23 protein-coding genes and 2 tRNA genes are annotated in these 25856 nt (G+C 34.7%); 7 read left to right on the forward strand and 18 right to left on the reverse strand.

Features of this window, described 5'->3' with window-relative positions; genetic code table 11:
- Nucleotides 1-3: 3 nt before the first annotated feature.
- The 8 genes from kdpB to holA form a co-directional block, all read right to left on the reverse strand.
- Nucleotides 4-2118, reverse strand: coding sequence for a potassium-transporting ATPase subunit KdpB (gene kdpB, locus AC23MB_RS03190; RefSeq protein WP_487786504.1), 2115 nt, complete (start codon nt 2116-2118; stop codon nt 4-6).
- Between the two features lie 13 nt (nt 2119-2131).
- Nucleotides 2132-3820 carry a potassium-transporting ATPase subunit KdpA gene (gene kdpA, locus AC23MB_RS03195; protein WP_487786505.1) on the reverse strand — a complete coding sequence of 563 codons (1689 nt, stop codon included), beginning with the start codon at nt 3818-3820 and terminating at the stop codon, nt 2132-2134.
- A gap of 141 nt (nt 3821-3961) precedes the next feature.
- Nucleotides 3962-4039: a potassium-transporting ATPase subunit F gene (locus tag AC23MB_RS03200; RefSeq protein WP_079667143.1), complete on the reverse strand. Its 78-nt coding sequence runs from the start codon at nt 4037-4039 to the stop codon at nt 3962-3964.
- A 432-nt stretch (nt 4040-4471) separates the two neighbouring features.
- Entirely contained in the window at nt 4472-5812 is a 1341-nt protein-coding gene (locus AC23MB_RS03205; RefSeq protein WP_487786506.1) for a sigma-54-dependent transcriptional regulator, read from the reverse strand.
- A 371-nt stretch (nt 5813-6183) separates the two neighbouring features.
- Nucleotides 6184-6268: transfer RNA gene (locus tag AC23MB_RS03210), tRNA-Ser, on the reverse strand.
- 208 nt (nt 6269-6476) lie between these two features.
- Nucleotides 6477-6845, reverse strand: a complete 369-nt coding sequence (gene crcB, locus AC23MB_RS03215; protein ID WP_487786507.1) for a fluoride efflux transporter CrcB — start codon at nt 6843-6845, stop codon at nt 6477-6479.
- Nucleotides 6845-7813, reverse strand: coding sequence for a thioredoxin-disulfide reductase (gene trxB, locus AC23MB_RS03220; RefSeq protein WP_487786508.1), 969 nt, complete (start codon nt 7811-7813; stop codon nt 6845-6847). Before trxB ends, crcB begins: the two co-directional genes overlap by 1 nt.
- Before the next feature lie 189 nt (nt 7814-8002).
- Nucleotides 8003-9037 (reverse strand): DNA polymerase III subunit delta, encoded by a 1035-nt coding sequence (gene holA / locus AC23MB_RS03225; RefSeq protein ID WP_313028217.1) that lies wholly within the window; start codon nt 9035-9037, stop codon nt 8003-8005.
- A gap of 8 nt (nt 9038-9045) precedes the next feature.
- Here holA and AC23MB_RS03230 point away from each other — a divergent pair, with 8 nt between their 5' ends.
- Together AC23MB_RS03230 and AC23MB_RS03235 are read left to right on the forward strand one after the other, a co-directional pair.
- Nucleotides 9046-9480, forward strand: a complete 435-nt coding sequence (locus tag AC23MB_RS03230; RefSeq protein WP_313028214.1) for a type I restriction enzyme HsdR N-terminal domain-containing protein — start codon at nt 9046-9048, stop codon at nt 9478-9480.
- Between the two features lie 25 nt (nt 9481-9505).
- Nucleotides 9506-11989: a hypothetical protein gene (locus AC23MB_RS03235; protein ID WP_487786509.1), complete on the forward strand. Its 2484-nt coding sequence runs from the start codon at nt 9506-9508 to the stop codon at nt 11987-11989.
- 36 nt (nt 11990-12025) lie between these two features.
- Here the strand turns inward: AC23MB_RS03235 and AC23MB_RS03240 are convergent, their stop codons facing one another.
- The 3 genes from AC23MB_RS03240 to AC23MB_RS03250 all read right to left on the reverse strand — a co-directional run bounded on the left by AC23MB_RS03240 (nt 12026) and on the right by AC23MB_RS03250 (nt 14116).
- Nucleotides 12026-13054, reverse strand: a complete 1029-nt coding sequence (locus tag AC23MB_RS03240) for a helix-turn-helix transcriptional regulator (protein WP_374330024.1) — start codon at nt 13052-13054, stop codon at nt 12026-12028.
- A 10-nt stretch (nt 13055-13064) separates the two neighbouring features.
- Nucleotides 13065-13547: a hypothetical protein gene (locus AC23MB_RS03245; RefSeq protein WP_313028208.1), complete on the reverse strand. Its 483-nt coding sequence runs from the start codon at nt 13545-13547 to the stop codon at nt 13065-13067.
- 134 nt (nt 13548-13681) lie between these two features.
- Nucleotides 13682-14116, reverse strand: coding sequence for a cold shock domain-containing protein (locus tag AC23MB_RS03250; protein WP_079667966.1), 435 nt, complete (start codon nt 14114-14116; stop codon nt 13682-13684).
- A gap of 671 nt (nt 14117-14787) precedes the next feature.
- On the opposite strand from AC23MB_RS03250, the gene AC23MB_RS03255 reads away from it, so the two are divergent.
- Together AC23MB_RS03255 and AC23MB_RS03260 are read left to right on the forward strand one after the other, a co-directional pair.
- Nucleotides 14788-14917 (forward strand) — tRNA-OTHER (locus tag AC23MB_RS03255).
- Between the two features lie 103 nt (nt 14918-15020).
- Entirely contained in the window at nt 15021-16409 is a 1389-nt protein-coding gene (locus tag AC23MB_RS03260; RefSeq protein WP_312324421.1) for a TROVE domain-containing protein, read from the forward strand.
- A 51-nt stretch (nt 16410-16460) separates the two neighbouring features.
- On the opposite strand, the gene AC23MB_RS03265 is transcribed toward AC23MB_RS03260, so the two are convergent.
- From AC23MB_RS03265 to rpsO, 5 genes are all read right to left on the reverse strand, one after another.
- A complete protein-coding gene (locus AC23MB_RS03265; RefSeq protein WP_312324424.1) occupies nt 16461-16805 on the reverse strand; it encodes a TfoX/Sxy family protein in 345 nt (114 codons plus the stop codon).
- A gap of 20 nt (nt 16806-16825) precedes the next feature.
- On the reverse strand, nt 16826-17494 hold the full coding sequence (locus AC23MB_RS03270) for an ankyrin repeat domain-containing protein (RefSeq protein WP_313028206.1): 669 nt from the start codon (nt 17492-17494) through the stop codon (nt 16826-16828).
- 92 nt (nt 17495-17586) lie between these two features.
- On the reverse strand, nt 17587-19776 hold the full coding sequence (locus AC23MB_RS03275; protein ID WP_487786510.1) for a polyribonucleotide nucleotidyltransferase: 2190 nt from the start codon (nt 19774-19776) through the stop codon (nt 17587-17589).
- A 190-nt stretch (nt 19777-19966) separates the two neighbouring features.
- The gene (locus AC23MB_RS03280; protein ID WP_487786511.1) at nt 19967-20566 is read right to left on the reverse strand and encodes a DUF1003 domain-containing protein; all 600 of its coding nucleotides are present in this window, start codon (nt 20564-20566) and stop codon (nt 19967-19969) included.
- A gap of 105 nt (nt 20567-20671) precedes the next feature.
- Nucleotides 20672-20941, reverse strand: coding sequence for a 30S ribosomal protein S15 (rpsO, locus tag AC23MB_RS03285; RefSeq protein WP_079667866.1), 270 nt, complete (start codon nt 20939-20941; stop codon nt 20672-20674).
- A gap of 161 nt (nt 20942-21102) precedes the next feature.
- Between rpsO and AC23MB_RS03290 the strand changes: the two genes are divergently transcribed.
- On the forward strand, nt 21103-21642 hold the full coding sequence (locus AC23MB_RS03290; protein ID WP_313028199.1) for a helix-turn-helix domain-containing protein: 540 nt from the start codon (nt 21103-21105) through the stop codon (nt 21640-21642).
- 97 nt (nt 21643-21739) lie between these two features.
- Here the strand turns inward: AC23MB_RS03290 and AC23MB_RS03295 are convergent, their stop codons facing one another.
- Nucleotides 21740-22846: a M14 family zinc carboxypeptidase gene (locus tag AC23MB_RS03295; protein WP_312324252.1), complete on the reverse strand. Its 1107-nt coding sequence runs from the start codon at nt 22844-22846 to the stop codon at nt 21740-21742.
- Between the two features lie 594 nt (nt 22847-23440).
- Here AC23MB_RS03295 and AC23MB_RS03300 point away from each other — a divergent pair.
- Nucleotides 23441-23944 carry a helix-turn-helix domain-containing protein gene (locus AC23MB_RS03300; RefSeq protein WP_313028196.1) on the forward strand — a complete coding sequence of 168 codons (504 nt, stop codon included), beginning with the start codon at nt 23441-23443 and terminating at the stop codon, nt 23942-23944.
- A gap of 36 nt (nt 23945-23980) precedes the next feature.
- Entirely contained in the window at nt 23981-25030 is a 1050-nt protein-coding gene (locus AC23MB_RS03305; protein ID WP_312323993.1) for an alpha/beta hydrolase, read from the forward strand.
- A 31-nt stretch (nt 25031-25061) separates the two neighbouring features.
- Here the strand turns inward: AC23MB_RS03305 and AC23MB_RS03310 are convergent, their stop codons facing one another.
- Complete coding sequence (locus AC23MB_RS03310) at nt 25062-25802, reverse strand: dienelactone hydrolase family protein (RefSeq protein WP_313028191.1); 741 nt, start codon at nt 25800-25802, stop codon at nt 25062-25064.
- Between the last annotated feature and the right edge of the window lie 54 nt (nt 25803-25856).

The following is a 25856-nucleotide window of genomic DNA, read 5'->3' on the forward strand; positions in this document are numbered from 1 at the left end:
TGATTAAAAGAAGAATGACACTAGTATATCGATGATTTTAATCCCAATAAACGGTACGATAATACCACCAAGTCCGTAGATAAATAGATTTCTTCTTAATAAAGCCGAAGCTCCGATCGGTTTGTACGCAACACCTTTCAAGGCCAACGGAATTAAAAATGGGATAATAATCGCATTGAAAATAATCGCAGAAAGAATAGCTGACTCTGGCGAATGCAATCGCATGATATTAAGTCCTTGCAAAGCCGGAATTGCCGCAATAAAAAGCGCTGGAATAATAGCAAAATACTTAGCCACATCATTCGCAATACTAAAAGTTGTTAGCGTACCACGCGTCATCAAAAGCTGTTTTCCGATTTCTACAATCTCGATTAACTTCGTTGGGTCGTTGTCCAGATCCACCATATTCCCCGCTTCTTTGGCTGCTTGCGTTCCGCTGTTCATCGCTACGCCAACGTCCGCTTGGGCCAAGGCTGGTGCATCGTTGGTCCCGTCTCCCATCATCGCTACCAATCTTCCTTCGGATTGTTCTTTTTTGATGTAGTTCATTTTATCCTCGGGTTTTGCCTCCGCGATAAAGTCGTCGACACCAGCTTTCTCTGCAATGTATTTCGCTGTTAAAGGATTGTCACCCGTAACCATCACGGTTTTAATTCCCATTTTGCGAAGTCTTTCAAAACGCTCTTGGATCCCTGGCTTTATAATATCTTGAAGTTCGATAACGCCTAATACTTTCTCATTTTCTGCCAAAACTAAAGGCGTTCCGCCGTTGGTCGAGATTCTGGTAACTTCTTCTTGAATTTCTTTGGGAACTGTATTTCCCGCTTTTTCCACTAAATTTTTAATCGCGTCAAAAGCACCTTTTCTAATTCTTTGATTTTCGAAATCAAATCCAGAACTCCTCGTCTCTGCCGTGAATTTTATAAATTGAATTTTAGACAAGGCATAATTCAACATTGTTCCGCGGTTGTTATAAGCGATTTTCTCACTATCTGTTGTCCATTGTCCTTCGTCCTGTTGTGCTGCCAACTCCACAATCGATTTTCCTTCAGGCGTTTCGTCCGTTAAAGAACTCAACGCGATAACATTTAGAAAATGCTGACTATCTACCCCTTGCGCTGCAAAAAAGTTAGTAGCCTTACGATTTCCAATGGTGATTGTTCCGGTTTTATCCAAAAGTAAAACATCGATATCACCAGCCGTTTCGACAGCTTTACCACTTTTAGTAATAACATTGGCACGTAGAGCTCTATCCATTCCCGCAATACCAATCGCAGAAAGCAATCCACCAATCGTTGTCGGAATAAGACAAACAAATAATGAGATAAATGCTGCAATGGTAATTGGCGCTTGTGCGTAATCTGCAAAAGGTTTTAGCGTCACTGTAACGATGATAAACACTAATGTAAAGCCAGCCAATAAGATTGTTAAAGCAATTTCGTTAGGTGTTTTTTGACGTGCTGCACCTTCTACCAATGCAATCATTTTGTCCAAAAAACTTTCGCCTTGTTCGGTGGTTGCAACCACTTTAATTTGGTCAGACAAAACTTTAGTTCCGCCAGTCACGCTACTTTTGTCACCACCAGCTTCACGAATAACAGGCGCACTTTCACCAGTAATGGCACTTTCGTCAATCGTTGCTAAACCTTCGATAATTTCGCCATCGGCAGGAATAATATCGCCCGCTTCGCAAAGGAAAATATCGCCTTTCTTTAAAGTTGATGAGTTGATAACCGTAATCGGATATTGATCAGATTTTTCACGAGAAAATTCGCTGTTTCCGATATTCAGCTTTTTTGCGGGCGTTTCTTCTCTTGTTTTTCTAAGACTATCCGCTTGTGCTTTTCCTCGTGCTTCTGCGATAGCTTCAGCAAAATTTGCAAAAAGCAAAGTCACAAATAAGATTAAAAAAACTGCAAAATTGTATGCAAAACTGCTTTGTGATTTTTCGCCAAGTAGCGTCCAAATACTAACGCAGAGCATAATAACTGTCGCTATTTCTACCAAAAACATAATTGGATTACGGAACATTGTTTTAGGCTTTAGTTTAACAAAAGATTCTACAAGCGCTGTTTGCACCATATCTTTTTGAAACAATGATTTATTTTGAGATTTCATTTCCTGTTAAAATTTATTTTATAGAAAAATATTCAGCGATTGGTCCCAAAGCAAGTGATGGGAAAAATGCAAGTGCTGCAATAATGATGATAACGGCAAAAATCATTAATCCAAAAGTTGCTGTGTCGGTTTTTAAAGTACCTGCACTTTCTGGGATAAAACGTTTCTCAGCCAATAATCCAGCGATAGCAACAGGACCAATAATCGGAAGATAACGGCTAAGGATTAATACAAATCCTGTAGAGATATTCCACCAAGGCGTATTATCACCAAGTCCTTCGAAGCCACTTCCGTTATTAGCTGAGGCGGAAGTAAATTCGTACAACATTTCGCTAAATCCGTGAAAACCTGGATTATTAAGCGTTGCAGCGCCTTCACTTGGCATTGCCGCCGTTAAGGCTGTCCCCACAAGAATTAAGAAAGGATGTAAAAGTGCTATCATCATAGCGATTTTCATTTCGCGCGCTTCAATTTTTTTACCTAAAAATTCAGGCGTTCTACCCACCATTAATCCGCTGATGAAAACAGCCAAAATAATAAAGACGAAAAAGTTAAGAATACCAACGCCAACACCGCCGTAGAAGGCATTAATCATCATGGCCAGTAGCTCATTCATCCCAGATAAAGGCATCGAACTGTCTTGCATTGCGTTAATAGATCCGGTTGAGATAACGGTCGTTACAATACTCCAAAAGCCTGATGCCGCGGCACCAATTCGGGTTTCTTTACCTTCCATTGCACCTAGTGCATTATCAATCCCCATGGACGAAATCATTGGATTGCCATTCATCTCCATAATGATATTTGGTACCGCTAAAGCAAGAAAACCAACAGTCATTACGCCATAGATCATCCAAGACAATTTTCGACGTTTAATAAAAAATCCAAAAGCGAAAACCATTGCTACAGGAATTATGAACTGCGCAATCATTTCCGTCATATTAGTTATATAAGTAGGGTTTTCGAAAGGATGAATACTATTAACACCGAAAAACCCTCCACCATTGGTCCCTAAATGTTTAATAGCAATAAAAGCTGCTGCTGGACCACGAGAAACGTCGATTTTATCACCTTGGAAATTAACAATCGTATCCTTTCCTTCAAAAGTCATTGGCGTACCTTGGAAAGCCAAAATACTTGCAACAACAATAGACATTGGTAAAAGAATACGTGTACAAGATTTCACAAAGAAGTTGTAAAAATTACCGAGTTGCGTTGTTGTCTTGTCCCTAAATGCGCGGAAAACAACTGCAGCCGCCGCCATACCAACACCAGCACTTACGAATTGTAAAAACATCAACCACATCTGTCCCAAATATGACATGCCCGTTTCTCCAGAATAATGCTGAAGATTACAGTTAACCATGAAAGAGATAATTGTATTAAACGCTAAATCTGCAGACATGCTAGGATTATGATCAGGATTAAGAGGTAAGCTACCTTGCGTCATCAAAATGACCATACCTAATAGAAACCAAACCAAATTGATTGTTAATAAGGCTTTAAGATGTTTTTGCCACGTCATTTCTGCGTTAGGATTGACACCTGCAACTTTAAAAATTAGTTTTTCTAGTGGACCGAAAATCCGATTACCACTTTTACTTTCTCCGCCATATACTCTGGCAATGTACTTCCCTAGCGGAAAAGCCATCAGCATTGTTAGCGTAAACATGGCTATAACGCCTAGTATTTCTGTGTTCATTTCTGAAAAAAATATTTTATAGAATTATTAAATCTGCTTTAGCCGAATCAAAGTCAAGTATACTATAGCAACAACAAATGCCCACATCATTAATACAATAAAAAAATTGTGAATTTGCTTTTTGATTTCGGGTTTCATTTTTTAGAATTTTTCTGGTTTTAACAACACATAGATGATGTAGATAAACACCATGATTGCGATAATAAATAGTAATGTCATTTTGATAAATTTTGAATTTTGATCTGTAATTACATTCTTTCGAAAAAGTCAATGGCTTTATAAAAAATTGCAAAACACATAATTCCTGCAAGGACTAGAATAATTGTAAGCATCAGTGGAAAATTTAATCATGATAAAAATTGAGCGATAGCGCATGCGATAAATCCGAAGATTGCAATTCCCAAAACAATATGTTTGGGTTTTATACCGTAATGATGAAACTGTGTTCGTCTTACTAAATGAATTTTTTGAGCTCTTGTTCTCATATGTTTATTTTATTTGTTCGAAAACACTAATGCCAAAACATAATCCATTTCAGAAATAAACAAACTAACCCACTGAAAACAAGAACATTATAAAACAACCCCTTATTTACAAACACAAAAAAAGCCTATCAAAATGATAGGCTTCTTCTCAAAACGATACTATTTTTTAGAGTTGGTACTCTTCTATTTTTCGGTACAGAGTGGCAATTCCGATTTCCATGAGACGCGCGGCCTCGGCTTTGTTACCTTTGGTAAATTTCAGAATCTTTTGGATGTGTTGCTTTTCTATATTCGCCATCGAAAACTCAGACAAATCATGATCCTTAGCAGAAGCCGAATTAACAATAAAATCTAAAGGAAGACTTTCTAACAAAAGCTCGGAACCATCAGTTAAAATGACACTTCGTTCTATAATGTTGCGAAGTTCGCGAATGTTGCCCTTCCAGTTATGTTTTTGCAAAGCCTCCAAATATTCTGACGAAATCGACCTAATATGTTTGGAAGATTTAATGGAAAATTTAGATAAGAAAAACTGTGCTAATGCAGGAATATCAGCAACTCGATCGCGCAAAGAAGGCAACAAAATTTGGAAAACCGCAATCCTGTAAAACAAATCTTCTCGGAAATTAGAAGCGTCAATTTCTTGTTGTAAGTTGCGGTTGGTTGCGGCAATAATCCGCACATTGACTTTTATAGGTTTGGTATCGCCGACTTTCAAAAACTCGCCAGATTCTAGAACTCGTAATAATTTGGCTTGTAAATCGAGCGGCATTTCACCAATCTCATCGAGGAAAACCGTACCGTTATTTGCTTCTTCAAAAATGCCTTTTGCATCTTTAACCGCGCCAGTAAAAGCACCAGCTTTGTGTCCAAACAATTCATTTTCCAGAAGTTCTTTGCTAAAAGCCGAACAATTGACAGCAATAAAATTCTGTTTATTGCGTAAACTAGCATTATGAATGGCTTGTGCGAAAACTTCTTTTCCCGTTCCTGTTTCGCCAGTCAACAAAACTGTTGCATCCGTTGTTGCTACTTTCTTTGCCGAATCTATTGCCAGCTTCAGCGACTTCGATTCTCCAACAATACTGTCAAATGATTGTTGATCTCCTAATTGTTTTTCAAGTTGAAGAAGGCGACGATTAAGATTTACTTTTTCGGCAGCTTTGTAAACCAACGGAATAATCTTGTTATTGTCATCGCCTTTAGTAATATAGTCGAACGCACCATTTTTAATCGCTTGGACACCGTCTGGAATGTTTCCAAACGCGGTCAACAAAATAACTTCGGTCGCTGGATATTTATTTTTCACCAATTTAGAAAAATCGACACCGCTACCGTCCGGCAATTTGACATCGCAAACTACTACATCAATATCATCCAATTCTAAACGTTTGGTAGCTGCTTTCAGATTAGAAACAGTTATAACATCAAAATCTTCAAGGCCTAAAATTCGGGCTAATAAAGTTCTGATTTTTTCTTCGTCGTCGATGATAAGAATCCTCGTCATAATAGGAAATTATTGTGCAAATATATTTTTATAGTTTCAAATAAGGAATTAAATCAATTATTTTAAATTCTATTTTACATATAAACGCTTAATTAGTTCATAAATCTCAAAATTGTAATGGGAAAAATTATAAGATAAAAGGCTTTAGAAGAGATTTTTATTTAAAAATAAAAATAAGGGAAAGTTGATGATATGATTTAACTGTTTTAGTGCTAATTTGCTCTTGATATCAAAATTTTGGACTGAGAAAGCGATTTTAATTTATCAAGAGTATTTTACTTCATTATAATTTTGAGTTTCCATGAAGTTATTAAATCATTTATAATTTGGATAAAAAAAGTCCCAAACTTTCGTTCGGGACTTTTAGTAAGCGGAGAGAGAGGGATTCGAACCCCCGGACCTGTTACAGTCAATAGTTTTCAAGACTACCGCAATCGACCACTCTGCCATCTCTCCAAAACAGCGATGGTATCGTTGTTTTGAGTGGTGCAAATATATAAAGCTTTTATATACTGACCAAATTATTTTTTAAGTTTTTTGATGAAATTTAAACTCGCTATCATCAAAATATTTTAAAAGTAAATATACTTTATTGAAAATTAATACTTTGTAAATTTTATACTTAAAGTGTAATTTAAAAAAAATAATATTAAAAAGTTAGATTTTAGTTTTTTGCAAAAGATAAACCCATTAATACTGCAAAAAATCCTAAAATGATACTTAGTAAAATATAAGAAATAAGGGAAACGTAATTTCCGTTTTGATAAAGCGTGACATTCTCTGCAGAAAAGGTTGAAAATGTTGTAAAACCGCCACAAAACCCAGTGATAAACAAAAATTTGAGTGCTGAATCTTGTTTAATAAAATAAGCCGAAAATAAGCCTATTAAAAAGCAACCAACCAAATTAATGATCAAAGTTGCAATCGGAAAGCCCGAAGTTTTGAAAAACTTCAAGGAAAAAAAAGAGATGAGATAACGCAAAATACTGCCTATCCCACCTCCTACGAATATTAAAACTAAGTTTTTTAACATTAGTCTTGCACTACCCAAGTATGATTTTCGCCACTTAACTCGCCAATGTATTTTTCTGCATCCATTGCCGCCATACAACCGCTACCAGCCGCTGTAATCGCTTGTCTGTAATGCGAATCTTGTACATCACCCGCAGCAAAAACGCCTGGCAAATTGGTTACAGTAGATTTCCCTTCTGTGATGATGTAACCATGCTCGTCCAAGTTAATTTGTCCTTTGAAAACATCTGTATTTGGTTTGTGTCCAATCGCGATAAAAATACCATGAACATCAATTTTTGATTGTTCTTGCGTTTGGTTATTAATCGCTACAGCTCTTTCTACCATAGAGTTTTCACCTTCGATAGCAATTAATTCATGATTAAATTTAACTTCGATATTTGGAGTTGACATCACGCGATCTACCATTACTTTTGACGCACGGAAATGATCTTTACGAACCAACATTGTCACTTTATTACAGATTTTAGATAGATAAGTCGCTTCTTCCGCAGCCGTATCACCAGCGCCTACCACGATAACATCTTTTCCTCTATAGAAAAATCCGTCGCAAGTTGCACAAGCCGAAACCCCGCCACCAGCGTACTTTTTCTCATCTTCAAGCCCAAGATATTTAGCAGCTGCACCAGTTGAGATGATCACCGTTTTTGCTAAGATATCGCGACTTCCCGTAGAAATCTTGTGTACCCCACCTCTTTCTTTAGCGAAGTCTACTTTCGAAATCATTTCGTAATGTACTTTGGTCTCAAATCGTTCTGCTTGCTTTTGCAATTGCATCATCATTTCTGGACCAGTAACGCCATCAGGGTAACCTGGGAAGTTTTCGACTTCTGTCGTCGTTGTCAACTGTCCGCCTGGCTCAAGTCCTGTGAATAATTCTGGTTTTAGGTTAGCTCTTGCAGCGTAAATTGCCGCTGTGTAACCTGCAGGTCCTGACCCAACGATAACACAATCTAAAATGTTTTCCATATCTTTTTTCTCTCTTTTAAAATTAAAGTTTCAAAAATCGTAATTAATTTTAGTTCAAGCTAATTTTGACTAATTAATTTTTTCGATTTTGATATTTATATAATCTTATCTATTTATGAAGCTTTTTTGTTTTAAACCATTTTTTAAAAGTTTTAAACAACTTAAAGTCTTTATAATTAAATAGTTAAATTAATTCATCTTGATTTGGTCGATGTTTAAAATTTTAAAAGTCATTTCGACATAGATTTCATCATCTTCCATTTGACGTACGCCTAGACCTTTTGATTTTAAATCCATTTCGCGAATGACAGAGATAATTCTGGTCGCTAATTTAAGTGGATAAAAACGTGCTGCTTCTGCAAAATTCTGAATAGCATAAGGATTTACGCCAATTTCTTTTGCGATAACCGATGGCGATTGCCCAATTAAAGTATGGTACATCACCAGATCCGAGAAGAATTTATACAAAGCGCCAATCGACATTTGGATGGGATTTGACTTTTTATTTTTGCCCATATAATAAGCAATTTTAAAGGCACGTTCTTTATTTTTTGTTGCTATAGCTTTTTGAAGTTCGAAGATGTTGTAGTCTTTGCTAATCCCGATATGTTCTTCAACAATTTTGTTATCGAGAACATCACCTTCTTTTAAAACTAGTTTAAGTTTATTAAGCTCGTTCGCAATACGAGAAAGGTCGCTACCAAGATATTCAGCTAAAAGGAAACTAACATTGGGCGCCGCTTTGTAACCAAATCTTTCAATTTCGGATTGTATCCAAGTGGCTAATTGTGAGTCTTTTATTTTATCACTTAAAAATAAAAATTTCTTTGTTGTCAGTTCTTTACTAACTTTTTTACGAGAGTCCAGCTTCTTGTGTTTGTGGGCAAAAACGAGAATTGTCGATTCAACCGGCGCATTGAGATAAGCCAAAAAAGCGTCGGATTCTGACTCTTCCAATTTGAGATCTTGCGCTTCTTTAACAATGATTAATTGCTTGTCGCCCATCATCGGATATTGCCTTGCCAAGGACAAAATCTCGCCATAATTAGTGTCTTTTCCGTAGACAACGGTTTGGTTAAAAGCCTTTTCATCTTCTTCCAAAACATCATTTTCGAAATGTTTGGTCGCTACATCAATATAATAAGGTTCTTCGCCATGTAAGAAATATATTGGTAAAAACTCTTTATTTTTAATACTTTTGAGGACAATTTCTATATCTTTCATAAGACTTTATGCAACTACCTAAACTAAACTTCAATACCGAATTTGACTTGAAAATCAAGCAAGACAAAGATACATTATTTATTTATGATTCGGTGCGTAAGATGTGGTTGGTATTGACGCCGGAAGAATGGGTGCGACAACATTGGGTTGCTTATTTTCTGAAAATTAAGAAGAAAAATGCGTCATCTCTTATTTTGGAACAAAAATTGGAACTCAATTCTACGACCAAGCGCCTAGATATGCTGATTACGCATCGTACAAAAGCACAAATTTTAGTGGAATTGAAAGCGCCAAATATCAACTTGACCGAAAAGCAATTTGAGCAAATTGCACGGTACAATTCTGTTATCCAAGCACCAGAAATCATCTTGTCCAACGGCTTACATCACATTTATGCAAAATATCTGGATGGACAATATCGATTTGAAGCTTTTGAATTTTAATTATCTTTGAACAAAAACGCAATAGATGGAAACTAAAAAGACATCAAAAAGAAAGAAAATAATTGTAACAAGTATTTCTGTTCTATTGTTACTTTTGGTAGCTTTTCCTTTTCTGCTCAACATTTATCTGAAAAGCAAACTTCCGGATTTAGTCAACGAAAAAACACCTTATCATGTTGATATGGCTCAATTTAATTTTGATTTAATTTCGGGAAATCTCCTTATTAACGATGTTAAAATAAAAACTAAAAATCCTAAAGATACCGCCGTTACACAATTATCTGGAACAATTGGCGAATTACAGGTTGCTGATTTTGGTGTTTTCAAAGCGCTGTTTTCTAAAACTTATAAAGCGAAACTTGTTAAAATTAAAAACCCAAACTTGGATATTCGGTTTGCAAAAAAGAAAAAAGATGCTGCAAAAAATAACAAAAAACCAGACATTTTTCTCAGCGAATTATTAATCGAAAATGGTGAGATAAAAGCTGTCAATGATGAGGGTAAATCGGTTTTTAATGGTAATAAAATCAATGTTGATCTCCAAGATATTGATCTAAATAATGATGATAATACGCGTTTGCCTATTGGTTTTAAAAAGTTGAGCATTCATGCAGAAAATCTTGTTGTTACGGTCAACGATTATTATCAAATTCTAGCTGATAAAGTTAACACGGTTGATAAAGAAATAGCCATCCAAAATCTCCACCTTAACCCGACACAATCGACAGCAGAATATAATGCAAAAAGCGTTTTCGATTTTAAAGCTAAAAACTTTACGGCGTCTAATCTTAACATTAATCGTGACTCGCTAATCGCTGAAAGCACGTTAATTGACGAGCCAAATTTGACGATAACCGCAACCAACAAAAAGATCATAAAAGACAATCCTAAAGAACTGAATCTCAAAATTGCGTTAAAAGATATCAATCTCAAAAATGGGAAATTATTGGTGCAAAAATCCGATAAAACCAAGAGTGCGTCTGCTGACAAATTCAATATTAATATTACAAAAATTGTATTTGATAAAAATACTGTTAAAGAGAAAATTCCTTTCAAGTTTGATCAGCATAATGTTGACATTTCTAAAGTTTATTTCCGAGTAAACAACAACCAGGAAGTGCGTGTTGGTCATGTTTTCTCGAAAGATGCTAACCTTGCGGTAGACAGCATTCAAGTGGCGAAATTAGGTGCAAACCCGACTCAAAATCTTTGGTCAGGTTTTATTAAAAAAGTCAATATTCAGAATATTAAGCCAAAATTTGAGGGTCAAAAAATTAATTTAAATTTGAATGCAATGACGGTTGATGATGCAAGAGTTGCCATGATTTCTAAAACCCATAAAGCTGCAAAAAAACCAGACCGAAAAAATTCAGATTTAAACTTAAATATTGGCGCTATAAAACTGAATAATGCCAACTTTCAACAACTAACAAGTAGTGGGCAGCAGAAAGCTACAGTTGCAAGTATTAATGCGATTTTCAATAATTTTAAAATCAATGAAACCACTTTAAAATCCAAGACCGCATTTACGATTGCTAATCATAATATCAAAACGGGAGAAATCTTTGTCGATGCTGGTAAATATTATACGCTGCGCATTAAAAATCTTGAAAATAGTGATAAAATTAGTAGCATCAAAAATCTAGCATTTAAATCTAAATATAATCGTAAAGAGTTTTCTAGGATTATTTCGAAACAAGAAGACTTATACGATGTTACAGCAAATAGCATTCAGATTTTTGATCGCGTGTCACTATTCGAAAATCATGACCAGATTCTTTTAAACAAAGTTGTACTAGATGGTGTTAAATGTAGTATTTTTCATGATTTGGCGCCACCAGAAGACAAAACTGCCAGAACAATGTTTAATGAAAAGCTGAGAAATATTAAGGTGCCTTTGTTTGTTAACAATGTTGAGCTTCGTAATTCTTATATTTCTTACGAAGAAGATGCGGTTAATAATAACAAACCTGGCAAATTATTCATGGATGCTTTTAATGCTACTATCAAAAATGTTGGGAACGGAAAAGTAAAAGGTACGTCAAGTGTCGTGGCTGTTGATGCAGGTTTTAAGTTTTTTGGGACTGCTCCTACAAAGGTTAATTGGACTTTTGATGTGTTAAATAAAATGGACAATTTTAAGATCAATGGGAAAATTGAAGATCTTTCTGCCAACGAAGTCAATCTTTTTGTTAGACCTTATCTTAATCTAACTTTGGACGGTGAAATCAATTATTTGAAATTCAATTATTTCGGAAACAAAAATGTCATTAAAGGTGATTTCTTCCTAAATCATCACAATATTAAAGTTAACTTCCTCAACAAAAAAGGAGAAAAACGCAAATTCTTGAGCAAAGCTGTCAATATTCTAGTGAAAAGCGACGCAAAGGGAGGTGGTAAAAATGTACAAATCCAAAAAGAAAGAGATGCCGATCGTTCGTTCTTCAACATGCTGTGGAAAGGTATTATGGAAGGATTAAAGAAAACTTTAATCTCAGAGAAAATTTAAATTTACAACTAGAAATTTGATATATTTTCTTGTAAATTAAGGATTCTCAGCATTGTTAGTTTTATTATAAAATGTGTAGTTTTTTGCTGCAAGTCTTAAAGTTTTTTCCATTCTTTCACGCAATTTCAACGGTTTTAGAACGGTTAAGAACTCTCCCATCCCGAGGATCATTCTTTCTAGCTCAAAATTAAGCTGAACACAGATTCTAAAAGTTGTTCCGTTTTCATCTTCATTCAAAATCTGTTGACTGTGATGGAAAGGCTTTGTTTTGACATAAGGCGCCTGTTTTTTGGAAACAAAAAAATCTACATTTCGTGGACGCTGCGTCTCGGAAACTGTTGCCCCAATGACTTGTCCAAAATAACGATCAGCATCCAAATTGTAATCGATGTAAGTTGAGTTTTCATCGACCGTAATTTCCTGCATTCTGTCCAAAGCCAAATTGTAAAGCTTCCCTTTGTGCAGACAAATCAAAAACCAACGATTGTTATATTCTTTCAACAATTGTGGATGAACAGTCATTTTTTGCACTTCTCGAGCTGTAAAACTTTGATACAAAATTCGTATAACTTGCTTATTGAGAATCGCTTGATACAAAACATCAATATACTCTAAACCTTTTAAGCGCTCATTTTTATCAAGATGAATAATCGATTTTTGTTGCGTAGCTTGTATAGAATCTTCCAATTTCTGGATTATCCCATTCATTTCCTTGAACATCGAAAAATCTTTAAACTGCTTCAAAATTTGAACAGCGTCAGTCATTGCTTTCAAATCGCTTTCTGTAACCGAAATATTATGAATACTGTATTCTGGGTCGCTATAACGATAGTATTTTCGCTCGTAAACTTCGATAGGCGCTTCATAACCAAATTTTTCGCTGCGCATATTCTGCAAATCCATTTGTATAGTTCGTTTGCTAACAAAAGATTCTTTGCCTTCAAACTCGAACAAAGCTTCGGAACACTCATCGATTAAATCGTCAAGCGAATACTTTTTATACATATTCTTCAAGCATTTATCGAGGGTTTTGTACCGAATTAAGGCGTTTTTATTAGAAGACATTTAATTAGTATTAGTGGTTGGAGATATTAAGTAGTTCTTTTTGTTCTTTTGTAAGTCCCTTAAATCTTATTTCCAAAGTCATTGAGGGAAAATTCTCATCGCTTAATTTGATAAGTAGATCTCGATCAATATAATTATGGATTGTTCTTACTATTGGAAATTCTGCTTTAGGAAATAACTTTTTATGTTCTATTTTATTCTTAGAAACAACAAAGACTGTTTTACAAATTTTCAAATTAAAGAGCTTGTAGTAGCCGCAAATTAAAAAAGCACCATCAAAAATATATAAATCGGCTCTATTAAAAAGGTAATTCGTATTTCTACTTCCAAAAACAAGAGTCGTGCATTGAGTACCAATAATTTTCTTCAGTTCCTGAGTTCTTGATAGCTCGTTTATAACTTCAATGGAATTATGAAAAGCTTTTGACCTTTCATGAAAGAAAAAAACACTTAATACTATTAGAATTAAAACAATGAAAAGATAAAATGTCATGGAAAATTTATACTTAACATTATAAAAATACAAAATTAAAATATCTACGCAACATCAATGCGCAATAAATTTCCGAGTACAAAAAAAGCTTGTCTCTTTTCGAAACAAGCTTAGATATTATAGAGAAGTAAAGATTACTTCACTATTTTAATATTGACTGCTGAAAAACCTTTTGGAGATTTTTCTTTCTCGTAAGTTACTTTGTGACCTTTTTTCAATTCTTCTTCCGAGTTGTTGATGTGGAAAAAGATGTTTTCTTTCGATCCATTTTCTGTGATAAAACCATAGCCTTTATCACTCAAGAATGTAATAATTCCTGTGATTTCTGTATCGTCCACCTCAATTGGAGCTGCACCTAACTGAATATCGTCTAGGTCAATTTCAATTTTTTCACGTTGGTCTGGTGGCGTGCTTGTCAATTGACCAAACTCGTCCACGTACATAAACATTTCGTCAAGCGCTTTACCTTTGTTGTTATCAGATTTGCGCTCTTCACGGCGTGCCGCTTTTTCTTTTTGTTTCTGTTGTTTCTTTTTAAAGTTTTCTTTTTTTGAGAAAGAATCTGCCATAAATATTTTTAAATTTTATTTTATTGTTACTAAATTACACGTTATATTGAGTTCAATTTTCGGTAAAAACCTACTTTAATTGACCTCTTCATTTTTTGAGAATCCCGAGAGATTTCTCTTCTGTTTGTCGTAGTTTGTATTTAAGTTGCTGGTGAAAGCAGCGAAAAACTGAAAGTAATGAATATAATAAACTCTTCTAAGTTTACGAAAAACAAGTGCTTTCTTTACTAATGCGGTACAAAGATACGATAAAAGAAATTAATATAGTCTATAACTCCTATTTCTAAAATCTGATGATAGTTTCCATGGTTAGAATTATATATTGATTAAATGTTTTTAGTCCTTATTCTTTTGTCTTGAAACAAAAGAACTAAAAATTCAAGACTTGGAAATTCCCGCTAAAATTCTGAATATTTTCCTAAAATCTCCAAAACTCGGGCAGAAGAAAAGATTTGACATATCAAGATAAATTTCCCCCCTTCAAACCGTGGAGATTTTTTTACGGAAATTCTTCAAAATTTCTTGACGCTTCCATTTCCGAGGTCGAATTAATGACACCCAAAAATTTTAACCTCAACAATAAATTAGAATCATTTTGAAATATTTTAAAATATTTTTTACTACGCAAATAGATTGCGCACTAAGGCAATTACTTTGCATCATCAAACAAGGAGATTGTAGTTCAGTTGGTAGAGCAACGTAAAACGCTTTATTAAGTTTGAACCTTTTCAAATAGGTGTGATAGTAAAGTTACTTCGATTATTAATCCGTGTGTCGCAGGTTCGAGTCCAGCCAATCTCCCAAATTGGAAGCGGTGTGAGGATACTGGTTACTTCGTTCAATGGAAAAAAACACCATATTCAGATTTAACCGCTTCTTATTTTTAATTTTAAAAAAGAAAAAAATGTCAAAATTCAACTTAAAAAAATCAATTTTCGGAACGGGAAAAATTGCAGGTGCAACCACCGCAAAAGCTGGAAAATATACAGATTACGAGTTGTTAAGACGTGTAACGCTTGCCAATCTTTTATTTGAATCCAATTACTATCAACCTGCCGACGAAATTATGACGCAGATTGAAAATTTGTGTTCAAAAGTTTCGGGTGAGCAAATTGTAGAATTGGCTTTGGAATGTCGTTTTGAACAAAAATTGCGACACACACCGCTTTGGTTACTGATTTTAGCCAATGAAATTCACGATACGCCTGTGAAAGACGCAATTGCGAAAATTTCGAATCGACCGGATATGACCATGGATCTTTTGCAAATGTTGAAGGTGAGAAATGGTTCTTACAAAATGTCGAAATCCGTGAAAAAAGGCTTGGCTAGAGCTTTTGATAATTATGATGAATATCAAATTTCAAAATACAAAAAAAACAATTTAGACTTATCTTTAGTTGATGTTGTGAATTTGGTTCACCCAAAACCAACGGCAAAAAATGAAGCGGCTTTAAAAGCTTTAATTAATGACGAATTGAAACCTGCAAACACGTGGGAAGTTGCTTTATCACAAGGTTCTGACAAAAAAGAAACCTTCGAAAGAATGATTTCTGAAAAAAGTTTGGGTTCCTTAGCGATTTTGCGAAATCTTAGGAATATGATTGAAACGAATCTTTCTCGAAAAGATATTCAAAATGCGATTTCTCAAGTGAACAGCGGTTGGTTGACGCCTTTGAACTTTTTGGCTGCGCAAAGAAATGCACCAGAATTTACTTCGGATATTGACAAAGCGATGAGAAACTGTTTTTCTCAAGAGAAAATCTCAGGAACAACCATTCTTGCCATCGATGTTTCGGGAAGTATGGGCGGAATTACAAGTTCTAATTTAAAATTTTCGAGAATGGATTTGGCTTTTGCGATGGCAGCTGTTGGAACTTATGTTTTTGAAGTTTTAATCTTGGTTTTCACAGCAGGTAGCGATGCAGAACGTAAAGGTGCGCATCTCGTTTGGAAAAACGGTTATGGGCTTGGACTTTTCGATCATTTTAATGATATTTATGGGAGTTTAGGCGGCGGTGGAATTTTCACTTACCAACTTTGCGAATGGCTGAAAGACGAAGGTTATGCAAAAGATGCGGATCGATTAGTGGTTATTTCTGATAGCCAAGATATCGACGCACATTACGGTTCGGCAAAAATCCCTGACACAAAACCGTATAAATCGTCATATATTATTGATATTTCGTCGCACACACATGGAATAAAAACCAATCATTGGATCGCGGAAATCAACGGTTGGAGTGATAAAGTTTTTCAATACATTCGCGCGTTGGAAAAGGATTTGAATTCATAATAAATTCAAGAATTTAATATGAATCCACCTCGATTTGAGGTGGATTTTTTTTTATTTCATTTTTGATTTTGCAGCTATTTTGTTGAAATCTAAACTAATTTTCATCCAATAATTAAAATCTTTGGCTTTTCTAAAACCTTCTGGCTCAACATAACAAAATCCATCCATTTGTTTTCCCTTCATAATCATTGGAAGGAAGCCAACTTTTCTGGAAACTTGCTCTTCTAAATCCGGATTATAACGCAGCATTAAATTTTCGCCACTCACATTGACGCACATTTTATCGTCAACCAGAAAAGCCAAACCGCCAAACATCTTCTTTTCTGCAATATTTAGATTTGGGATTTTCGCGAGATATTCACGTATGCGGTCTGCAAGCTCAATATTGTACGCCATAAGATTTTTATTAAAGTAGTTTACGATCCCAAAATAGCAACAATCTCTTTGAAGCCCATCTCTTTTGCATGTTGTAGAGCGGTAATTCCATCTTTATCTGGAATTGATAAATCCGCTTTATTATCTTTTAAAATCTGAATGATTTCTTGATATTTTTTACTTCCGTTTCCGAGAACAACCGCTTCCATTAATGCTGTCCAACCCAGTCGATTTACATGATTGATTGGAAAATCTTTTGTCGTCGCTAATACTTTTACCGTTTCTACATGACCGCGTTCACATGCTAGAATTAAAGCCGTTCCATTGATTCGATTAAAAACATCGAATTTTGCTCCATTTGCTAGGAATAATTTCACCAATTCGGTTTGTCCGCTCGCTCCAGCGTAAAGAAAAGCGCTATCCAAATTTTCCGCTTGTAAATTGACATCTGCTTTGTTAGAAACCAATAATTTCGCCATTTCAGTTTGTTGATTAAGCGTCGCAATTAACAATAACGACTGTCCGTTTTTGTTGTGGGTATTTACATTTGCGCCTTTTTCCAAAGCAGATTTTACGGCTTCAATTTTATTATTTTGAACTAAATTTACGATATCGCTTTGTTGCATAACATTTTCTGTTTGAGAATTTTTAAAATCTGATGAACAAGCATTGACATTTGCGAAAGAGAGAAGAAAAAGTAAGGTTTTCATAGACTCTGTTTTAAATCTAAATTACTCCGAAGATAAGGAAAACCAAAAAACCACCTCAATTTGAGGTGGTTTCGTATTTATATTAAGCTAAATTAAGCTTGTTCTGCTGGTTTGTCTCCTTCTGGTTTTGGAGCGTCGCCTTCAGTCCTTGGCTTTTGTTCTGGCTTTGGAGGTCTTGGAAGAAGAACTTTTCTTGAAAGTTTCATTTTCTTACGATCATCGTAACCCATGAATTTCACTTCAACTTCGTCGCCTTCAGCATAAGGAACTTTATCCAAACGCTTCCACTCGATTTCTGAAATATGTAATAGACCTTCTGTCCCTTTTGCAATCGCTACGAAAGCGCCAAAATCCATTACTTTCACTACTTTTCCTTTGTAAACTTCGCCTACAACTGGTACGAAAGTAATTTCGTTGATTTTTGCAACCGCCGCGTTGATTTTCTCTCTATCAACACCAGAAATTTCGATACGTCCGATTTCACCAATTTCTTCAATTGCGATAACGGTATCCGTATCTTTTTGCATTTGCTGAATGATTTTTCCTCCAGGTCCGATTACCGCACCAATAAAGTCTTTAGGAATTTCCATCATCACCATTTTCGGAGCGTGAGGCTTCACGTCTTCTCTTGGCTCAGCAATTGTTTCTTTGATTTTTCCTAAAATATGTAATCTTCCGTCTTTTGCTTGCATTAAAGCTTGCTCCATGATGTCCATAGAAAGACCTTGGATTTTGATATCCATTTGACAAGCCGTTATTCCGTCCTCAGTTCCTGTTACTTTGAAGTCCATATCACCTAAGTGATCTTCGTCTCCTAAGATATCAGAAAGAACGGTGAATTTTCCTGATTTTTCATCAGTAATCAATCCCATTGCGATACCAGAAACTGGTTTTTTAATTTGAACTCCCGCATCCATCAAAGCCAATGTTCCAGCGCAAACTGTTGCCATTGAAGATGAACCGTTAGATTCTAAAATATCAGAAACTACACGAATCGTGTACGGATTTTCTTCAGGAATCATGTTTGCTAAAGCTCTTTGAGCCAAGTTTCCGTGTCCAACTTCTCTTCTTGAAGTTCCTCTTAATGGTCGCGCTTCACCTGTTGAAAATGGTGGGAAATTATAATGCAAGAAGAATTTTTCGTCGTGGTTGGTAACAACGCTGTCTACCATATTTGCATCTTTAATCGAACCTAAAGTTACTGCTGTTAAAGATTGCGTTTCACCTCTTGTGAAGATTGCAGAACCGTGCGCTCCAGGCAAATAATCGATTTCTGACCAAATTGGACGAATCGTTTGAGGATCACGACCATCAAGACGAACTTTTTCGTTCAAAATCATTTGACGCATCGCTTCTTTTTCCACATCGTGGTAATATACTTTTACGAAAGGCGTAACTCTCGCCAATTCCTCTTCATCTGTATATTGAGCTAAGAAATCGTTAAGAACCGCTTTGAAGTTTTCACCTCTTTCTTCTTTAGCAGAAGGCGTTTTAGCAACTTCATAAACTTTATCGTAAGTCTCTTTCCAAACTTTTTCACGAATTTCTTCGTCGTGAACTTCGTGAGAATATTCTCTTTTTGGAGAAGAACCAGCTACTTTTGAAGCCAATCTTTCTTGAGCTTCAATTTGATTGATAATTTCTTTGTGTGCGAATTGGATAGCTTCCAACATCTCTTGCTCAGAAATTTCTTTCATTTCGCCCTCTACCATTACGATAGAAGATTTTGTAGCACCAACCATAATATCCAATTCAGCGTTTGCTAAATCTTCATATCTTGGGTTAATTGCTAATTTTCCGTCCAATTTTACAACTCTAACTTCAGACATTGGTCCATTGAAAGGAATATCTGTAATCGCGATCGCTGCAGAAGCCGCTAAACCAGCTAAATCATCAGGAATTGTTTGACCATCGTAAGAAATTAGGGAAATCATCACCTGAACTTCCGCATGGAAATCTTCAGGGAATAAAGGTCTCAAAACTCTGTCTACCAAACGCATCGTCAAGATTTCTTGATCCGATGGTCTTGCTTCTCTACGGAAGAAGTTTCCAGGAATTTTACCTCCTGCGTAGAATTTTTCTCTGTAATCTACTGTTAAAGGAAGGAAATCAACGCCAGGATTTGCTTCTTTATTTGCTACAACGGTAGCCATAAGCATTGTTCCTCCTAATTTTACTACAACAGATCCGTCGGCTTGTTTCGCCAACTTACCTGTTTCTAGAGTAATTTCTCTGCCGTCAGCTAGAGTAATTAGCTCTGTGATTGCTTGTGGTGCACTCATAAAAATGTCTTTTGTACTCCGTATTGAGTACGTTAAATTATTTAAACTCTTTAAATTTTCGTGGGCAAAGATACGGAATTTGGGCGGAAGTTGGTTGGTTTTGGTTGATGGAGTGTCCTTTTAATAATAATGAAATGTAAAAATTGAATTTGAAAGTTTAAATTTTAAGTCAAAACAAAAAAAAGAAGACCTACTCGCCTTCTTCTTTTTCCTTTTCTTTAATTCTGTCGATGAGACTTTCAAGTTCCGAAATTTTATCTCTTAATTGTTTTATTTCGTAACGATTAGATGAGACTTTACTCTTTAACATGACTGTTCTAGCACGTTCGCCGTGATCCTCGTCTTCTTCATCTTCATTAATTTCCTCAATATCTTCTTGGATTTCGTCGATATCTTCATTAATCTCCTCGATGTCTTCACTGATATCTTCTATATCTTCGCTAATTTCCTCGATATCTTCACTAATCTCTTCAATATCTTCTTGGATTTCGTCTATATCTTCCTGAATTTCTTCTACATCTTCTCTCAGAACCTCAATATGTTCGCTACTTTTATTAACAGACATCTGAATAAAAATCGCTAAATAAATCGCTTCTAAAGACAATAAAGTTGTTAATACCAACAACATGTGATCCCAATCTACAAGACCAATTATCGGTAATGCGAAACATACAATAAAGAAAATAGTATGCACAACCAAAGATGGTATCGATCCAATCCACCACATAATGCCATTAGCAATCTTCTCTAAAGCGCTTAGTTTTTCTTGATTTTCATCCGTTAATTTCATGCTTCTTATTTTTCTATTTGCAAATTTAAAGATTCTTATTAAAACTATGTATCAACAAAAAAGCAACTCTTTGGGAGTTGCTTTATGTTTTTTCTTAGCAAGAAATTATTTTCTAATTCCAAGTTCAGCGATAATCGCTCTATATCTTGCGATCTCAACTTTCTTAAGATAATCTAATAATCTTTTTCTCTTACCTACCAACATCACTAGAGAACGCTCTGTGTTGTAATCTTTGTGATTAGCTTTAAGGTGTTGAGATAAATGATTAATTCTGTAAGTGAACAATGCAATTTGTCCTTCTGCGCTACCAGTATCTGTAGCTGACTTACCATGCTTTGCGAAAATTTCCGCTTTTTTTTCTGCTGTTAAATACATTCCAATATTGTTTAATGATTATTATGTAATTCGGGTGCAAATATACAACTTATTTTAGTTTTGACGACATTAGTTTTAATTTATTTAAAAAATAAGATTCTATTGACTAACTTTACCATCACAATAATATAAGAAAGCTCATGCAAGTCTTCATCAAAAATATGGTTTGTAATCGCTGTATATCGGCGGTTGAAGGAATTTTTAATCAATTAGAAATTTCCATAGATGATATTAAATTAGGTGAAGTAAATACGAAAAATTCTATTTCGGATGAGGAATTATCACTTTTGGAAACCAATTTAAAAGATCTTGGGTTTGAAAGAATTAGAGATTCTGCACATCAATTGAACGATAAAATAAAGACTTTTATAATTCAAAAAATATCGGATTTGGATATTAGCGAAAACTTTGTCCTTTCTGAATTTTTAAGCAATAATTTACATAAAGATTATTCTGCACTTTCTAAGAATTTTTCTCAAAATGAAAATTTTACTTTAGAACAATATTTTATCCTTCAAAAAATTGAAAAAGTAAAAGAACTCCTCCTCTACAACGAATTAACATTAACGGAAATCGCAGGAAAGCTAGGTTACAAAAGTGTTCAACATCTTTCGACACAGTTTAAAAACAATACAGGTTTCACACCAACCGAGCTTAAAAAAGCCAAAGACCATAATCGTATAGCCTTGGATGAATTATAATCAATTACTGGTATTAGATTTCAAACACCAATTGGGTTCGTAAAAAACTAAATTTACTATTGATTTTATTCTCCAAAAATTTCATCAAATTATTCGTTTATTCCATCCTAAAATTAATCTCTGCATCTAACTTTGGAAATTTATAGTCCGAAACGAAATTTTTCCCAGTACAATCTATTTCTTTCCAACCTTTTTTACGACCCAAATCTCCGATTTCAACAACATAAGGCACAAGCTTTATATTTTTGATTTCTTCATCGAAAATTTCTTTATATTGTACCGCAACATCTAACACGCAGTCAAAATTGGTATTAAGCTTTACATTGCGATAAATAATGTCAAAATGACTTTCTTTATTCTCAGGAATGCTAAAATAAGTTTCATAACCAATAGAATCGCCTCGCAAAACTGCCATCGCTTTTAGAGCGTAAAACAAAGCATAGGTATAGAATTTTCGTGTTTTTTCGCGACCATAATCGTCTGGATAAAATCCACCTTCAAATAAAATAGTCGGAATGCCTGATTTCATAAGATTATCTCCCGCGGATGTTGGATAAAACTCATCATTATAACGCGCTATTTGTTTAGGCAAAAAGTTTTGCATTTGGATAAATATTCCAGCAATAATTGCCATACTTTTTTTACGATTCTCTGTCAAACTTCTGTCAATATCTTCTGATGGCGCAAGGAAAGATAAGGTGGCAGGCATATCATCACTTGCCGAAAATATGGTGCGTTGATCATGAAGATTAAGCGCATAATCATACTTCTTAGCCTTGATAAAGTCTTTAAGAAGACGAAGCTCTATACTCGATTCTTTCAAAAAATCACGATTGATATCGATATCAAATGCATTGCGACGCGTCCAGATTTCGGAACCATCAGGATTTAGCATGAAGATAAAATCTAAAGTTAAAGCCGAAAACAACTTTTGCTTAACCTGATCATTCTCTTTAAAGAATTCTAAAAGATCCAACATCGCCAATGTAGCAGTTGATTCGTTACCATGCATTTGCGACCAAGCAGCAACCTTTACAGGTCCATTTCCTAAACTCAGTTTATAAATTGGTTTCCCTAAAGATGATTTTCCGATTTCAGAAATGTAATCGCTGAGATTGTCCTGTAGGTAAGAAAATAATTTTTCAGGGGAAACATATCGTTCTGAGAAATTTTGGTTTTTAACGTATTGAAAGACTCCAGCCATTTATTAACAATTTAAGTTTGTCAAAAATAATGATTTCAAATGAAAACTTACCTGTTTACAAATGTAATTTCATTAAACATTTACACATGCCATTTTGTCTGTTAATTTTAATGTTGATTACATTTATTATAATATATAATCATAATTATTTCAAAATCACATTGTAATAACATTTATATAAAGTTAAATTATAAACCTACTTTAAGTATTTAAATTTAGATTTATCCCCAATTAAGGAAGAATTTACCAAACAATGACAATGTGGATAATGTATTGTTAATTAAATAAATATACATTAGTAAACTACTAGAATTTTAATGGAAATGTCATAAGTTGACTTTAAAATAGCCATAACTATATATCAATAAACTATTTAATTTAATCTGTAATAGTTTCTAGATATTATCTAATATTATAATTTAATAATGTAAACTGAAATTTTCATAACATATAATTCACAAAAAGAGCTTACTAACATTATAAATAACTGATTAACAATATTATTAACATTAATTTACATTTGTACATTTTTGCGATATACTTTTGTTAATTTGAACGCTTTTACAGTTCTAAAACATTTATTACATTTGTAACATGGAAATAAATGAGAGAATCTCCATCATTATGGAGCATTTTAATATAACACCTTCGGAGTTTGCAGAAAAAGTCGATGTGCAACGTTCGAGCATTTCGCACATCACTTCGGGACGTAACAAACCATCTTTGGAATTTATCACTAAAGTCAAAAACGCCTTCCCAGACATAGAATGGGATTGGTTGATCAATAGTAATGGACCTATGATAAAACCAAAAATCGAAATTGTTGAGGAAAAACCCGAAGCCAAGAAGCTTCCCCTACCCGACCTCTTCTCTATTATAGAAGATGAAAGTTTTGGTCAAGAAAATTCCGAAAACAAATTGCTCAAAAAGACTAATCGTTCAGAACCGATTGTTTCTGCTCCTATTAAAGAAGAAAAAAAAATAATCGATTCTCAGCCATTAGAGAATTTTCCAATTCCGCAAGGAAAAACAACAAAAAAAGTAAAGCGCGTTATTCTTTTTTTTGAAGACGGAACTTTTGAAGCTTTTGAAAATTAATTTTTGTTAGGCATGAATTTTGAAAAAGAGAATGTCATGAAAAACTCATTTTATTTTCTCATTATCCTCTTCGCACTAAGCTCGTGTGGCGCTATACATAATACTCCAAAATCGCAAACGCCCAATAAAATCGAAAGCTCTAGCATGGCTTATTCCTTCGTGGATCAAAACGGAAATTTCTATCCAGATAATTGGAGTTCGCAATATGGAAAACCTCCTAAAAATGCGAAAAGCAAAGAGTTTTCTTTAAAAAAATTAGCGAGTGAAAAAGGCAAAGAAATAGAACTTTCGGCTTCTGAAAAAACCAAAATCGCACAAGTCGCCAATAGTGGAAAAAACAAGAATCGAATTTTCGTTTTTGTTCATGGTTTTAATGCAAGTTCGGAGGAAGTTACGAAGAGTTATAGAGCGATAAAATCGCAACTTAATACAACAAACAAAGATCAAATTATCAATTTCTACTGGGACGGATTGGTGGCGCAGTCGATGTTTGGGGCAGGTAAAATTTGGTTTAACGCCACTAACAACAGTCAAATGGCTGGAGAATTTGGACTTAGACGACTTCTTAATTCTTATCAAAACAAAGACATTTATATTATTTCGCACAGTCGTGGTGCATCGGTTGTTCTTAGTTCTTTAAGCAATCCACCTTTTAGTAAACGTGAAATCGAGGATCGAAAAGACGACCACAATGTTGATATCGACAACGATTCCAAAATATTGCAAGAGAAAAACAACAGTATCTATTGTATCATGTTGGCGCCAGCGATTGGGACAAAAGATTTCAAATCGGAAGATCTAAAATCGGGCGAGGACAGCTACCGCGAATTCAGTCCGCAACTGAAAAAAGTGCATATTACAATTAATAATACAGATCCTACTTTGAAGAAGTTTTTAGGCTTTTTATCGGACAAACTAAAACCGACCGATTTGGGCTATAAATCAGACGCTTTTGATGCTTTGAAGGAACATTATGACTTCTTAGAGAAAACGGATTTTAGCGGTCAAAAATCACATAATTTTGATGTTTATATTCGGAATCCGAAGTTCAAAGCTATTTTAAAAGAATTCAATATTGCGAAATAAAAAAAGCCTTGAGATTTTCAAGGCTTTTTTGTTATTTAAGAATTTCCGCTAAAAAAATCAAAGTATGTTTCCAAGCACGTTTTGCCATAATTTCGTTATAGTCAGGCGATTCTGGATTTGTAAATGTGTGCCCAGAATTTGCATAAGTAATAATTTGCCAATCCGCTTTTCCTTCATTCATTTCTTTAATTAAATTATCATAATCATCTTTAGTCACACTTTTATCATCAGCAGGATTTTCGACTAGAATTTTTGTTTTAATCAAAGAATTTGGACGCGATTTATCTTTCGCCAAATCACCGTGAATACTCACAACACCTTCAACAGGAAAGCCAGCTCTCGCCAGTTCTAAAGCACCAGTTCCACCAAAACAATAGCCAATAACAGCAATCTTTTTAGGATCAGCATTTTGTTTGATTAAGGCTTCTAACGCCAAATTGATGCGATTTTGGTAAGCTTTGTAATCCGTTTTATACGACGTTGCGATTTTTGACGCTTCTTCGTTGGTCTTCGGGATGTAACCTTCTCCATAAATGTCGGCGATTAAAGCAATGTAACCTTCTTTTTGAAGATCAAGCGCCGCTTGTTTTGCTTCGTTATCAATACCTTTCCAAGCAGGTAAAATAAGAACTGCTGGACGTTTTTGGTTGGTATTATCCGTTACCAAAGCATTTAACTTTTGTGAGCCATCTTTATAAGCAACATTTTTGAGTGTTTGTGCAGAAATATTTGTCATCATAACTAAACTCAAAATTGCAATTATCTTTTTCATATTCAAAATTTTTGGTGTTTTTAAAATTAATCATTTTTGAAATAATTAAACAAA

Source organism: Soonwooa sp. T0.1_25, assembly GCF_057652215.1.

What these genes read in the sequence shown, in the direction of transcription:
- AC23MB_RS03305 (WP_312323993.1), top strand. Translation starts at nt 23,981, where the DNA reads ATGAAAAACTCATTTTATTTTCTCATTATCCTCTTCGCACTAAGCTCG.
- kdpA (WP_487786505.1), bottom strand. Translation starts at nt 3,820, where the DNA reads ATGAACACAGAAATACTAGGCGTTATAGCCATGTTTACGCTAACAATG.
- AC23MB_RS03250 (WP_079667966.1), bottom strand. Translation starts at nt 14,116, where the DNA reads ATGGCAGATTCTTTCTCAAAAAAAGAAAACTTTAAAAAGAAACAACAG.
- AC23MB_RS03300 (WP_313028196.1), top strand. Translation starts at nt 23,441, where the DNA reads ATGGAAATAAATGAGAGAATCTCCATCATTATGGAGCATTTTAATATA.
- AC23MB_RS03265 (WP_312324424.1), bottom strand. Translation starts at nt 16,805, where the DNA reads ATGGCGTACAATATTGAGCTTGCAGACCGCATACGTGAATATCTCGCG.
- holA (WP_313028217.1), bottom strand. Translation starts at nt 9,037, where the DNA reads ATGAAAGATATAGAAATTGTCCTCAAAAGTATTAAAAATAAAGAGTTT.
- trxB (WP_487786508.1), bottom strand. Translation starts at nt 7,813, where the DNA reads ATGGAAAACATTTTAGATTGTGTTATCGTTGGGTCAGGACCTGCAGGT.
- rpsO (WP_079667866.1), bottom strand. Translation starts at nt 20,941, where the DNA reads ATGTATTTAACAGCAGAAAAAAAAGCGGAAATTTTCGCAAAGCATGGT.
- AC23MB_RS03245 (WP_313028208.1), bottom strand. Translation starts at nt 13,547, where the DNA reads ATGACATTTTATCTTTTCATTGTTTTAATTCTAATAGTATTAAGTGTT.
- AC23MB_RS03280 (WP_487786511.1), bottom strand. Translation starts at nt 20,566, where the DNA reads ATGAAATTAACGGATGAAAATCAAGAAAAACTAAGCGCTTTAGAGAAG.
- kdpB (WP_487786504.1), bottom strand. Translation starts at nt 2,118, where the DNA reads ATGAAATCTCAAAATAAATCATTGTTTCAAAAAGATATGGTGCAAACA.
- AC23MB_RS03270 (WP_313028206.1), bottom strand. Translation starts at nt 17,494, where the DNA reads ATGAAAACCTTACTTTTTCTTCTCTCTTTCGCAAATGTCAATGCTTGT.
- AC23MB_RS03295 (WP_312324252.1), bottom strand. Translation starts at nt 22,846, where the DNA reads ATGGCTGGAGTCTTTCAATACGTTAAAAACCAAAATTTCTCAGAACGA.
- AC23MB_RS03240 (WP_374330024.1), bottom strand. Translation starts at nt 13,054, where the DNA reads ATGTCTTCTAATAAAAACGCCTTAATTCGGTACAAAACCCTCGATAAA.
- AC23MB_RS03310 (WP_313028191.1), bottom strand. Translation starts at nt 25,802, where the DNA reads ATGAAAAAGATAATTGCAATTTTGAGTTTAGTTATGATGACAAATATT.
- crcB (WP_487786507.1), bottom strand. Translation starts at nt 6,845, where the DNA reads ATGTTAAAAAACTTAGTTTTAATATTCGTAGGAGGTGGGATAGGCAGT.
- AC23MB_RS03260 (WP_312324421.1), top strand. Translation starts at nt 15,021, where the DNA reads ATGTCAAAATTCAACTTAAAAAAATCAATTTTCGGAACGGGAAAAATT.
- AC23MB_RS03290 (WP_313028199.1), top strand. Translation starts at nt 21,103, where the DNA reads ATGGTTTGTAATCGCTGTATATCGGCGGTTGAAGGAATTTTTAATCAA.
- AC23MB_RS03230 (WP_313028214.1), top strand. Translation starts at nt 9,046, where the DNA reads ATGCAACTACCTAAACTAAACTTCAATACCGAATTTGACTTGAAAATC.
- AC23MB_RS03235 (WP_487786509.1), top strand. Translation starts at nt 9,506, where the DNA reads ATGGAAACTAAAAAGACATCAAAAAGAAAGAAAATAATTGTAACAAGT.
- AC23MB_RS03275 (WP_487786510.1), bottom strand. Translation starts at nt 19,776, where the DNA reads ATGAGTGCACCACAAGCAATCACAGAGCTAATTACTCTAGCTGACGGC.
- AC23MB_RS03205 (WP_487786506.1), bottom strand. Translation starts at nt 5,812, where the DNA reads ATGACGAGGATTCTTATCATCGACGACGAAGAAAAAATCAGAACTTTA.
- AC23MB_RS03200 (WP_079667143.1), bottom strand. Translation starts at nt 4,039, where the DNA reads ATGACATTACTATTTATTATCGCAATCATGGTGTTTATCTACATCATC.